A 13,219-nucleotide genomic window follows, 5' to 3' on the forward strand; every position below is an offset into this window, starting at 1 on the left:
CGAGAGCAGTAGACGCGGCGCTGGTATTTCCGGCTGTATCTGTGGCGGTAGCCGTAATATTGTGATTTCCTTCTGTTAACGTGCTGGCGGTGAGCGTCCAGTCTCCTGCACCATCGGCGGTGGTTGTGCCGACTGTGCCATCCACGCTGCTAGTGAGGGTTACCGTGCTGTTGGCTTCGGCTGTGCCGGTGAAGGTGGGTGTGGTGTCGTTGGTAATGTTGTCGGTGTTGGAACTGCCGGTATCGGTAGCCGCCGTCATGTCGGGAGTTGAGGGAGCCGCCGGTGCGGTGGTGTCGATGACTAGAGCTTTGTTATCAGCAAGAGACTGTCCCCCCGGAATGGTGAGGGTAACGTTGTTTGCGGTGGCATCTTGTAGGGTTGCGCCACCGGCTAGGGTTAGTCCGGTTGAGTTTAAGTCTGTGCTGTTTTCTCCTGCGCCTACGGTGTAGGTGGCTGAGGCGCTGTTGGCGTTGGCAAAGGGAGTGATGGTGAGTGTGCCGCCACTATCTAAATTTAAGGTAAGGTTGCCACCTGCGAGGGTGACGGCTTCGGAGAAGTTGACGGTGACGTTGACAGTGCCTCCGACTCCGAATGTGCCGTCGGTGGTGGTGGAGGTGATGGAGGTTATGGTGGGGAGTGCGTCGAAGGTTTGCGCTCCGGAAGCACTAAGGGTTCCGGTTTTGCTGGCGGAGGTGAAGGTGATGTCGCTGAGGGTGGGGGCGGCGATGTTGAGGGTGTTGCCCGCAGTGGCTCCGGTGGCGATGTCGGCGACGAGGAAGAGTGTGCCGGTGTTGCCACTGTTGATGGTTTGGGAAAGTCCGGTAAAAGGGAGGGTGTTGCCGGAGGTAACAACGGCTTGAGTTCCCAGGGAGGTATCGTCGGCATTGCCGAAGGTGGTGTCGGTGGAATAGAAGAGTTCAAAGCTGTTGGCAGTAATATCGCCTGCAACATAAGTGCCTGCGGTGGTGAAGGTTGCGCCGGTTAGTTGGGCGTTGGCGGTGGTTACGGCTAAGTCTAACTGGTATAGAGGATGGTTGGTCGTATTTGGGAGTACGCTGGCGGCGGCAATGGGTGGTGAAGAGATAGCCACATTGGGTAGTACATTGGCTAAACCTGGCGTGATGCCTTGGAATGTAAAGTCTGTACTATTGTTATTTGTGTCTGTACCATCAGGAACTCGCGATATTCCGTGATTGGCTACACTGGGATCGTCTTCTAATCCTACCCCGGTTCCTTCTGTATAGGGAGCGCCTGTATCTCCTTCGTAGCTGACCGTATCAATGACTGTTGCTCCTTGTACTAGGGCGACGGCATCGGGAGCGCCATTCTGAATTAAGTTAGTATCGGGAGTCACATCCAAGTCTGTATTGGGCACATTAGCAGCATTGGCACTAATCACGTAGTAGTCACCTGCTGCGAGATTTACATTGGGTAAATCTATCGTTTGAGCAGTAGTCGCGCCACCCCCCGTACCATTAATAATCAGCACGTCAAACGGGTCGAGGTTAATGGGGGAACTGCCAATATTTTTCAGTTCAATGAATTCGGCCGTATCAGTACCCGGTTGGTCGTAGTCAATTTCGTTGATCACTAAGGGTATGACTTGTTGTTCGTAGGCTCCGATATCGACTGTGCCGTTGGAGATGCGGGCAAAGCTGGTACCCCGTTGGTCGGTGGTAATAGTGCCGGGAACGTCGGAATTATTACCCGCATCAAGGGCGGGACTGCCGGCAATGAGGGCATGGGTTTGGGTGATGCCGCCATTATCAGCAAGGGTGGTGTTGATGACGGTGTTGGCAGCGACTCCGGTAATGTCAGTGCCACCGAAGCCCGTGCTTCCTGTGGTATCGCCAATGATGTTGAAGCCATTGCTGACGAAGGTTCCAGATACATCTGGGTTGGAACCGGCTGTGTTGCCTGCAATGATGGTATTTGTTACATTAATTGTACCCGTAGAGAAGTTAAAAATACCACCACCAGGACCAACACCACCACCATTCCCCGAAATAGTGCTATTTGTTACGTTAACTGTGCCCGTAGAAGAGTTAAAAATACCACCACCATCAACACCAGTACCATTCCCCGAAATAGTGCTATTTATTATATCAATTGTGCCCGTAGAAGAGTTAAAAATACCACCACCATCACCACTACTACCATTACCATCAACGATCGCCAATCCATCAATCGTAATCTCAGCCGCACTATTAAAATTAAACACTCGCGAGGCATTATTCCCGCTCACCGTGAGCGAGGCATTTCCCGGCGCTTGAATCGTGACATCATTCGCCGCATTACTGAAATAACTCAGTTCTCCCGATGTGAGGGTAATGGTATCATCGGTGGCATCGGCGAACGTCGCGCCGGTAAACGTAATCGTATCTGCACCCGGATTAGCCGCAGCATGAATCAAAGCTTGTCGCAGGGAACCCGTACCGCTATCGTTGGTATTGGTGACTTCGGTACTCAGAGCAGTAGCAGCGAGTTCGTAAGCCAAGACTTGACTACCATGGCCGAGAAATAACTGAGACCCCCTGGCACTAGCACCTAAAAAACCTGCGCCTAATGCGCTGCCACCATTATCTAGGAGTTGATTCGTACCAGCAGCGATGGTGTAGGTTTCCGTGGGAGTTGCGGAGATGGTGGTGGTGGGGGAGAGCATGTCCCACACATGAAGCTCGCTAGTGGTTGCAGCCATCAGGAGCTTGCGCCCACCGACTTCATGGGCGATCGCCTGATAAACTAAGTCTGTACCGGGTACGGTAATGGCTGTGTTGTTAAAGTTAACAGCCGTTGCTGTTCCCAAATCGGCATCAAAGGCAAAAATATTGTCACCTGTTGTATTACCGCCATCGCTGGCGTAAATGTAGTCGTCGCCACTGCCATGGTCGAAATAGCTAATGCCGCGAAAGCGTCCGCCAGTCCCCACATCTTGTTGCCATTGCTGAGTTAGGGTGAAGGATGTAGGATTATTGGTTACCGACCATTTGATGATTTGGTCGCGATTAACATCATCATTCCCATAGATAGATGTGCCATCGGTGGTAATGGATTCGGTTTTCTCGGTTGTTGCTTGATAAGTGGTGAGATTACTCGACCAGTCATTATCGATACGCCGAATTCCTTGGGTATCGTCTCCAGTGAAGAAAATATAGCTGCCCAATTCTAGGGCGCTTTTCGCTCCATCACCAAAATTATTATAACTGTTGACGACAACACCATCGGAGGCTCGATACTCTACTGGCCCGCCATCAATGGTTCCTGCAAAGGGGTTTCCTGCGGTGGAAAAGTTGTTATTGAGATAGTGGTTATTATTGCCAATAGGACTATTGGTCATCCATTGAGCGGTGGTATTGTCGATTAAACTCATCGTTAGTTAAGTGTGAGACGGCTAATGGCAGGATGACACCTTGGGAAAACTAGGATAAGACTCCACATCAGTTTATGGGTTTTCCAGACTTACTGTTGCCACCGGAAGCTTCAAGATTTAGGCAAGATGCGGGATAAACCCCATTTGGCAAGCGCCCAAAAGCCGATCGCCAAACCGAAACTGAGTAAGACGGCAATGAGGAAGGGATGGGGGTACGCTCCGGGATGTTTGCTGAAAAAGGGAAACGTCATGGCTTGTTGTTTAAAGATTAATGTGGAACTAGAGGCTGCGATCGCCCCTGCACCGATCCCGATACCGATCGCCTGAATATGGTCTTGTAGGTCTTGGTTTTGCTGCTGTAGAATGCGATCGCCTTCTGCTTGTTCGATCGCCACTAAACCGCGAATGGTGGCGATCGCCGTATCCAACAGTCGCCCACCTTCAGCTAGATAGGTGAGGTTAGCGGTGATTTGGGTTTGGAACTTGCGAAACTGGCGATCGGCTAACTTCAGCGTTGACGTTAAATTACTGTTCGTAATATTCTCAATATAGATGATTTTCTGCTCATAATTCTCCCGATGCCGATCAATCGTATTATGGAAATCTGACAAACTTCGTAAATTTTGGGAATAGGCCAGAGAAATATCCAGCAACGTCTTTAAATTTCGCTTCAGTTGCTTCAGTTCCTCTAGAGATAAATGAGGCAGTTGATCGTCAGAAATAGTGCTAGGAAATTGCCGAATAATCTGTTCAACCTTCTGGATATGCTTCAATCCTTCCTCATATTTCACCTGACTCTCGTGATAATTCCTATGATTTTTGCGATCGTAGAAAAACAATTGTGCAAAATCAAATTGTGCCCGTTCTAATCGCGTTAGACTATCTTTGCGAAACGTCAGAAACAACCAAATCTTACCATAATAGCTATCCGGTTCCGGACTGCAAAACTCATAAACATAACCATTAAAACATCGCCAACGATTTCTTAATGGTGGTGCTTCTAGCACAGAAGGCAACCCTAAAAAACTCAGTAAACAAATTTCAGCAAATTCAGTTAAATCCTCCGGATCTTCTGTCAGTTGGGCACTCAAGATCAGGGTTTTACCCAAAAACCCCATTCTTAAACTCTGGCAAAGTTTTTGCTGCTCCAGATTATTTTTAGCGCTAACTGTCGTCCCTGTAAAAAAATGAATCGAGGGTTTGAGATCTGGTAATTCTGCCAGATCTAATCCATCTTTACCGCTCAAATCTGGCAAATAGAACGTAAACGAGCCAATATAACTATCATCCAACCATTGGGGATAAAAAAAGCCCTTAAACGGAGGCAACCACGCCAGAATAAAAGGCTGAATTGGACGGTTATTGTTTACCTGAGCATCCAACAGATCAAACATTCGTGTTTTGGGAGGTTCTGAGCGCCACTGCAACTGAAGCGGCGCACCTTGAGAGTCACTGGCGTGATAATCGTTTAACAGTACCTCATAATACGCTTGAATGTCTGAACGGTTGAGATAGATGCGATCGGTGTTAGTTAAACTTCCCGTTTGTAAGTGATACGTGAACAGGCGCAACGTCACCTTATAGAGTTTTGGGAATCCTTTAATCACGGTTTAAAGTTAAATCCAATTGATCATCCATGGCAACGATCAGAAACCGAGTTTCTGACAACATTTTTCTATCCTATCCCAGATTTTCCTAGAAACCGGGTTTCTCCCACTCTATCATCCATGGCGACGATCGAAAACCCGGTTTCTCCCACTCTACAATAACTCTTCTACATGGAAGGCGCTATAGAAAAATGCTTTATCTTGATGATACAGATGGCGGGCTAAATCGGAAAGGGGTTTAATTTGACTTGACTCTTCCGGAGAACAATGGCGGGGAACTAATAAATTCCAATAGGCTAACCTGCCCCCTTTACGCCCTTTTTGAATCATTTTTTCTAGAATTTGGTGATAAGAATCTAAGGACATATATTCAAACATATCACTGAGATTGTAACGATCAATAGTCCGATCGGGTAACTGATTGAGAAAGCTTTCTACCGAACAACAGTGCCATTCTAGGCGATGGAGATTGGCGCGAATGGTGTCAAAATGTTCTGGACGGAGGGCATAGGGTAGGGCTGTGGTATGATGACCGGTTAAAATCCATTGCAAATAGGGATTATCTGCCGGGTTCAGTTGGGTTAAAGCATATTCGGTACGCTCAAAAATCCGTTCAGCAACATTGTCCGTCACATATTGAAAAAAACTGGGGTCTCGCCCTAGGTTTCCCATCACAGTGCGAGAGAAAAAAATCCGAAACATCCATCGCCAACGCCAGCTATTCCAAACGCGATCGTAAAAGGTTTGTCGCTCCTGGAGTGTTCCCCCTTGCAAGAGTCGTTGAATCTGGTTTTTGCGATGCACTAAGGGTAAAATATAGCGGCGAAAAATCTGAAAGTAGCGCTCAAATTTACCACTATTTCCGATTCCCCGGTCAATTTCTTGGGGGTGGTTATCCCAAAATTGTTGTCCTTGAGGGGAAAGGTGGGAACGACAGCGCTGATAGAGGGTTGTTCGGGTAATGGGTTCTGGGATTTCGAGTTCACTCCCGATTAGATATAATAGCTCTGGATGACTCAAGCACCGATAGGCTGCCACCCGCAATTCTAAACTGGCTAGTTGTGCTAAACTCAGGTCTAGGGCAATGACTCGTTGTGGGGATTGGGTTAAGAGGGCTAGGGTATTCTCACCGGCGGAAGCGATGGATAAACAGGTATCTCCAGGTTGAATGGCTAACCCTTGCAGGAGAATATCTGCATCCTCCCAACATTGACCATAGCGAATGTGGGAGAATTGGGCACGGGTTTCAATTTCGCTAGACATGGTTTTTCCCCTATGCCAATGGGTGAGTTGTTTAGCAAGCGGGTAGCGGGAATCGAACCCGCATATTCAGCTTGGGAAGCTGACATTTTACCACTAAATTATACCCGCAACTTAAGATTAAAGTTATTTCAAATTCTAATATACCTCTAGATGGGCTATTTGTCAATAGTCCGATCCCGATCGGGGGTTAAAATTTCTCGTAGTTGTTGATAATAGCGGTTGGCATAGTACCAGCGAGGATTAGTTTTGAGATTGACTGATTCGATTTTGCTGCCCAGCTCATTGACGACTCGGTTAAGATTCTGGAGTTGGGTCTGATAGTATTCCCGTTCGGCCATGAGTTGATCGATGGTGGCTTGTAATTTTTGATTGGTTTTGAGGCTCTGAGTTTGTTGCTGCCAGAGGTGTTGGCGGTCGAGGTTTAAGTGTTGGTTGTCTTGGCTGAGTCGATCGAGTTGTTGCTGTAAGTTTTCAATTTCTAAGAGGAGTTGATCGTAGCGAGTTTGGCGCAGTTGCTGTTGCCAATTTTGGGTCAGAGGGGTCGTTTCAGTTAGAGAGTCTGGGGAGGGTTCGGCAGGGATGACTTGGGGTTCGGGGCATAACCATTGAACGGCTTCCATGAGTTTGGCTGGGGTTAATTCTGCGGTTTTACCTAATGGATGCTGCTTAAAAATACCGCCGATACATTTTGAGGCATACCAGGATTGATTGGGGCGCAAATGGCAGGTGATGTCATAGACGACGGAATAGTTAAAGGGTTGCCAATAGACTTTAAATTTAAATTTTTTCTGTTGTTGGGCCCAGGTAGCAAATTGGGGGCTACCGACTTCTATGCCGGATTCAGATTGGGCTGGGTTCTGGGCGCTGGAGCGAGGGTTAATGTGATAAGTGACGAGGGGATAGGTTTTCATGGCGATCGCGGTTGGGAGCTAGAGAGATTCAGAGATTAAAGAGGGTTTTCATCCGAGATTTAATTTGCTCTAAGAGGTCGGTTTCGTTTTCTTCTAGTAGGCCATATTCTGCAAGGAGTTGCTTGCGCTCTTCGAGTTCGGTTTGGTGACGATGGAGGTCTTGGGCAATTTGTTCGGCCATTTGGGGATATTGGTGGAGGACTTTACCAAAGTTGAGGCGATTGATGGAGAAGAGGGTGGTTTCTTCGATCGCGATCGCCGTTGCGGTGCGCGTCCCCCCCAACATCAGCGCGAGTTCTCCAAAGGATTTTCCCGTAGAGAGGGTAACTAAGGGCTTGTTGATTTTTTCAACAAAGATGCGGACGGAACCGGTGAGGATGGTATAAAACTCATCTCCGGGTTGATCTTCGCGACAGATATAATCCCCGACATGAAAGCGTTTAATCTTGCCGTTCGTGATTAACTGCCGTAACTGTTCAGAGGTTAGGTGTTGATAGTAGGGCACTTGTGCAAGAAGCTGAGGTAGATGGGGATGGTAGTCATAAACGGCGCGAATACAGGAGGCTTTTTTCTGCCATTTTTTCAAGGCGGTGAGTTCATAGGGGTTGTCTTTCGACTGGCTCACCTGGAAATTCAAGAGGTTGAGCTGTTCTTCCAAGCTTTGTTGGCGATCGCCCGTCTCTACCGCCATCTCGACAAACACTCTGGCCAATTCTCCCACTTCATCCTTACGTTCGGTTAAGCTCTCTAAGGTTTGGGGATCAAAGGACTTGGATTTAATTTGATTGGCGGCTTCACCAAATTGAAAAATCGGTTTAAGAACCCAGCGACTGACTCCTAAACCCACCCCTAGAGCCGCTAATAAAATCAAGGCTTCTAAAACCAGCGTAATCCGAGCCTGGATTTGCACTTGCTGCATAAAATCTTCTTCAGGGACGATCGCCACAATCAGCAAATCTAGACCTAAGCGATCGCGAAAGCTTTTGACTTGGAAATAGAGTTTTTTCCTTTGCCACCGAAAAGATGAGTTGATGGTACTTTCAACTTGAGAGAAGCTGCCCAATTCATCTAACAAGCTTTGGGCGATCGCCGCGATCAACTGGTTTTCACTCTCAGCAATATTCAATCCCCCTGAACTCTCCACTGCTTCTGCAATCACTTCAGGGTTAGAGCTGGCAATCAATAACCCTTGGCGATCGATAATTAAAGCTTGTCCCGTCTTACCAATGGTTAAAGTTTGCAGAAATTCGTTAATCTGGCCAAAGAGCAGATCGACCCCCAAAACACCAACGACTTCACCTTGAGGATCTTTAACCACTTGAGCCGCAGTAATGGCTAATTCTTGGCTATCAAAATCTCGATAGATATCACTCCAAATCGGTCGATCGGATGGCAGAGCCGCTTGATACCAAGGGCGACTTCGGGGATCGTAATTGGGAGTTCGTTGGACAATTTGGGTTGGCTGCCCCTCTGAAGTTGTTGCATAACTCATTAATGTAGAATTGGTCGTTTTTCCCGCTCTAGTTATTCCCACTTCTCCCGATTCAAGAATGGTTGCCCCCCGAAATTCACCTTCAGGATTACTAAAATAGAGACGGGTAACCCCCTCAAACATTTGAATTTGATGCCAAAAATAAGACTCTAACCGTGTTGAATTTCCCGGATCAAGAGTACCTAACGTAATACTTTGAAGATTGAGTTGATTGATGGTATGGGGAATCGATAGATAGTCCCGAAGGTTATTTTCTACATGAGCTGTAACGGTATTCGCAAGTTCCACAGAAACAATATTGACATTTTGTTTTGTATTTTGGAATAAAGCGATCGCAACCAATCCTACGACTAAAATAGACGGTGCAACAATGAGGATAGGAAGACGATATTTAATAGAAAAATTTTTAATCATTTTTTATCGGATTTTTTTGACGAATTCGTTGAGATTTTTGCTTTAATTTATCCCAATAGCTTAAGTTTAACTCTGGAGATCGATCCGAATCTTCTGAAGAGGAAATATTTGCTTTTTTTTGATAACTACTTAAGGACTCAATCCGTTGTTCTAATCGAGTTTGTCGTTCTTGAATTAACACAGCCATTTCTTCAAAAACACGACTAAACTGGCCGATTTCATCATTGCGTTTAACTAGGTCAATATTTTTTTGAGGATTAAACTTTTGATTTTTTACTTTTTTGGCAGTTGTATTCAAACGGAGTAGGGGAGATACCACCAATTGATTCATATTCCAAACCGCTAAAATACTGCCAATAAAGGCTGTCACCATCAGGAAGACTTGAATTCTGTTGTTTTGACCAGAGTTAAAGACATCAGACTCAGATAAAATGACAAGCGTTACCCAGTTTAAATTCCATTGGCTTTCAATGGGTTCCACCCACACCAAATACCGTTGATTATTTTGCACAAAAATCAAAGATTGAGCTTCAGAAATTAGACTAAAATCACTCAATTGACGAATTAACATTTCTCCAACTCCCTGAATTATTGGATCGGGGCTTTCTGTAATCATTAAATGAGTTTCGGATTCTGGATCGAGTACGGTTAATGGATCGGGATCGGAACTGGCAATAAATTGTCCATTTTGTTGAATAATTAAAATTTTTGCTGCTTTACTAATGGATAAATCACGGAGAAATTCATGGATACTATTGAGAAAATAATCGACTGCTACAACTCCAACTAAATTCCCTTGGCGATCGCGCACGGCTTGAGCGGCGGTAATGGCTAATTGGCGAGTGGTAAAATCTGGATAGACGGGACTCCAAACCAGATTATTGCTTTTCTCTGCTGCTTGATACCAGGGGCGAGTAGTTGGATTAAATACTGCGTTTTGATTTAGGATTTGACCTCGTTCCCCTCCTCGATTTAGGGTATAAGTAACCAATTGATAATCCGTTTCTTTCCCAGCATATGATTGAGAAAATCGCCCATTATCCCTAATTTTAACACCAACAAAATCTCGATTTGAATAGCCAAAATAAATGTTATTAATTGACGAAAACAATCGAATTTGATTATAAAAATGAAGGGTTAATTGCTGTGGATCGTTCCAGATTGATGGATTAGAGTGATAAGGATTTAAGCTCAGTTTGTGAATCATCTCTGGTTTACGAAGATTGATGCGAACTTGGCTTTTAATTTGATTCACAGATTCTCGCATCCAATTCCTGGAGAGTTCATGTACCGTTTGATCTCGATTATAAGTGGCAAGAAATCCAGTAAGTCCTAAAGTTGCAATTAAGGGCGTAACGGTTAAAATAGGAATGATTTTTTTCAAAGAAACCATAAATAGACCTGAGTAAATTATTCTTTATTTCTAATCCATTGAGCTTTACGCTTTAAGGCTTTAAAATAAGCAACTTCCAGCTCTTGGGCTTGGTTTAAGTTAGCATTTTGCATTCTGAGTTTTCGGACTTGTTCTGCCAAATTTTGTTGCCGAGAATCCACGACTTTAATCATTTCATCAAACCCCCGCGCTAGTTGCCCGATTTCATCCCCTCTGTGACTGATTTTCCGTAGCTTTTGAGATTTGATCGTTAAGTTACCCTCGGTCACTTGATTAACATTTTTGGCGATTTCTAAGATGGGTTGGGTCATTTTTTGGGATAAAATATAGACAATTAGCAATAAAGTTACTGAAACTAAACAGCCCCAAAGGAGTAAATTTTTGGCAATGGTTCCCGAAACTTGAAAGGCTTCTTCTCGCGTAATTTCTACCAGGATGGCTAAGTTTTTATCTTCTAGCCATCGGTAACTGCCAATCACTTCCACTTGTTGATGATTTTGATAAAAATCAATCCCATCTTGACCGGACATTACGGCATCAATTCCTGGACTGCGTACCCATTCATTGGCTAAGTCTGTATTTTGGGTATCGACCAAGCGATTTTCTTGTCCCTGTTTGCGGATTAAATAGGCTTCATCGGTTTCTCCAAGTCCGGTGGCTTCTTGCATAATTTCATGGATTTTTTCTAGGGATAAATCGACTGATAATACCCCTATTCTTTCCCCTTGCTCGTTGAGTAAGGGGGTGGCGAAGGTCATGGCAGTTTCCCGTGTAATGGGGGAAGTATATAAGGTGGGGCGAACGGTGTCTAGGTTTTCTTTCGTAAAATAAGTAACGGTATTTCCCAAGGGTTGGTAGTTCCCTTCTTCTTCTCCTTGAGTTGAGATCGATACGATGCCGCTATTGGTGGAGATGGATAAGGATTGGAATGTGTTTTCGGTTTCTAAAATGGTGTTGAAGTAATTCTGAAGCACTTGATAGGCTTGCCGATTGTTGGTGTTGAGATAGGTTTGATAGGAGTCGAAAATGGTGGGGCTTTGGGAGATCAATAAGATGGTTTTGTGTTGTTGGTAAAACCAGTTATCAATCTGATTTTCTTTAATCGAAATGACCACTTCCATTTGACTGGTAATGGATTTTTTGAGCAGTTCAACGGACTGATAGTAAATGACGATCGCCAATCCCACCACTGTGACGAGGGACAAGATGGAAAAATAACCCACATGCTGGATCAGTAAACTATTATGCCAACGTTTCATTCTGGTTTCCTCATGATGTCTTGTTCGTCTGCTCCCTCTGAGCCTACTGTTGCAATTGGGTTAAATGCCGTCTGCGCCAGGCAAAATGTAAGAGATTAATCCCCAGCTCTTGGGCGTTGCGAATTTTTTCTCTGGGTAACTCTAGTCCACTATCGAGTCCCCAGGCTAGGGATAAATCCCCGATCGCCAAAATGACCCCTCCCCAATTAAACAACCGCACCGGATTTTGCTTGATTTTCGGTAAAGCGCTAAATAAAAAGGGTTGGGTTTTAATCGGATGCCATGGGGATAATTGCCCCAAGTGAGTGCCAGACATGCCTAAATTGAGGGATAATTGTTCGATGGAGCCACAAATTTCTTCAATTTGGCGACTTAATTCTTGCTCACAGGCGGCTAATTCTTCGTTTAATTGGGTTTTTACGTCCTGTAACTCGGCAGTATCCCCAATATCGGCGATCGCCTCTAGGAGTTCTTGCTGAACAAAACTTAACTCGTCTACCTGGGTTTCTTCTTCCAATAGCTCAATGAAGATGACTCCCCCTAATCCTAAATAAGATCGTAAACTAGCCTGTTGAGCCTCATTGGTATTCAGCGCTTGCTCATAGCTTAAATAAATTAAATCATAGTTTTGCCAAGCCAATCCCTGACGAGCAGCCGTCGCTTCCCAAGACTCCTCAACCCCTTGGGAAATCTCTGTATTCCAAGTCACCGCATCAACCCCATCAATGCCTCGCATTCCCGGATCGAGAAGCTCAAAGGCTTGTAGTAAACAGGATAAATTAGAAGCGGTGAGGCGATCGCCCCCATTCCCCCCCTGCATATAAGCCACCTGTACCGTTCCTTGGGGGCGCACCCCCACAGGAGAACGATAGCGCAGATCCAACTGATTAATCTGCGGAGCAAATACATTCCCCGATGCAGATAATTGCACCGTTCCCGGAGAGAGCTGCAACCGGCATAATTCCACCTCTAAACCCGATGGCGGACTACTTTTTTCATCGATGCGGAACGTCTCCCGAACCAGTTCCGCCTCAGAAGTGCGCTGGAGAGTCTCCGGATCGACATAACTGAGAACCAAATACACCGTAACCGGCGTTTCCTTGGGGGTGAGAGCGATGCGAAAGGCGATCGCCTCATCTACAATAATCGGATTCCCCATCCGGTCAATAGCCATCCCCGGTTGCAACTCCACCCAGCGTCCATCTCGATACTGGGCCGGGATGTCCTCCGGTGCTGGAATTACCTTCACCCCCAAACCATAGACAATTCCAGGTTGATGGAGCGCTTGATAATACAAATTCTGGCGCTGTCGATGGTAATCATGGGCCCGTTGCCAACGATGAGCATTCAGCAGCAAACCATCCTGAACAACCAACCGCTCTAGGGGAACAGGGTAGGGAAACTCTGTCCCGCTTCCCGAATCAGCAGATAACGTCACAAGCCTTACTCAATCGAGATCTGTAAGAGATAGTATGACCATAAAACTGTCATCTTAAGACAAAAATTAAAA

The 13,219-nt window shown here is 45.7% G+C and carries 8 protein-coding genes and 1 tRNA gene; all 9 read right to left on the reverse strand.

Features of this window, described 5'->3' with window-relative positions:
* On the reverse strand, nucleotides 1–3,370 hold a 3,370-nt coding region (locus PJF56_RS12205; RefSeq protein WP_283762953.1), incomplete at its 3' end, for a beta strand repeat-containing protein.
* 110 nt (nucleotides 3,371–3,480) lie between these two features.
* A complete protein-coding gene (locus PJF56_RS12210; protein ID WP_283762954.1) occupies nucleotides 3,481–4,977 on the reverse strand; it encodes a hypothetical protein in 1,497 nt (498 codons plus the stop codon).
* Between the two features lie 153 nt (nucleotides 4,978–5,130).
* Nucleotides 5,131–6,240 (reverse strand): BtaA family protein, encoded by a 1,110-nt coding sequence (locus PJF56_RS12215; protein ID WP_283762955.1) that lies wholly within the window; start codon nucleotides 6,238–6,240, stop codon nucleotides 5,131–5,133.
* Between the two features lie 37 nt (nucleotides 6,241–6,277).
* A tRNA-Gly gene (locus PJF56_RS12220) sits at nucleotides 6,278–6,348 on the reverse strand.
* A gap of 47 nt (nucleotides 6,349–6,395) precedes the next feature.
* Nucleotides 6,396–7,151: a hypothetical protein gene (locus tag PJF56_RS12225; RefSeq protein ID WP_283762956.1), complete on the reverse strand. Its 756-nt coding sequence runs from the start codon at nucleotides 7,149–7,151 to the stop codon at nucleotides 6,396–6,398.
* Nucleotides 7,152–7,179: 28 nt separating this feature from the next.
* A complete protein-coding gene (locus PJF56_RS12230) occupies nucleotides 7,180–9,057 on the reverse strand; it encodes a cyclic nucleotide-binding domain-containing protein (protein ID WP_283762957.1) in 1,878 nt (625 codons plus the stop codon).
* Entirely contained in the window at nucleotides 9,050–10,450 is a 1,401-nt protein-coding gene (locus tag PJF56_RS12235) for a PDC sensor domain-containing protein (protein WP_283762958.1), read from the reverse strand. The genes PJF56_RS12230 and PJF56_RS12235 overlap by 8 nt, the downstream gene beginning before the upstream one ends.
* A gap of 17 nt (nucleotides 10,451–10,467) precedes the next feature.
* A complete protein-coding gene (locus PJF56_RS12240) occupies nucleotides 10,468–11,709 on the reverse strand; it encodes a cache domain-containing sensor histidine kinase (RefSeq protein ID WP_283762959.1) in 1,242 nt (413 codons plus the stop codon).
* Nucleotides 11,710–11,752: 43 nt separating this feature from the next.
* A complete protein-coding gene (locus tag PJF56_RS12245) occupies nucleotides 11,753–13,147 on the reverse strand; it encodes a hypothetical protein (RefSeq protein WP_283762960.1) in 1,395 nt (464 codons plus the stop codon).
* Between the last annotated feature and the right edge of the window lie 72 nt (nucleotides 13,148–13,219).

The organism is Roseofilum halophilum BLCC-M91, assembly GCF_030068445.1.
In the GTDB taxonomy this organism is placed as follows: Bacteria; Cyanobacteriota; Cyanobacteriia; order Cyanobacteriales; family Desertifilaceae; genus Roseofilum; species Roseofilum halophilum.

Coding starts and splice junctions, on each gene's coding strand:
- PJF56_RS12215 (WP_283762955.1), bottom strand. CDS start 6,240: ATGTCTAGCGAAATTGAAACCCGTGCCCAATTCTCCCACATTCGCTAT.
- PJF56_RS12225 (WP_283762956.1), bottom strand. CDS start 7,151: ATGAAAACCTATCCCCTCGTCACTTATCACATTAACCCTCGCTCCAGC.
- PJF56_RS12230 (WP_283762957.1), bottom strand. CDS start 9,057: ATGATTAAAAATTTTTCTATTAAATATCGTCTTCCTATCCTCATTGTT.
- PJF56_RS12235 (WP_283762958.1), bottom strand. CDS start 10,450: ATGGTTTCTTTGAAAAAAATCATTCCTATTTTAACCGTTACGCCCTTA.
- PJF56_RS12240 (WP_283762959.1), bottom strand. CDS start 11,709: ATGAAACGTTGGCATAATAGTTTACTGATCCAGCATGTGGGTTATTTT.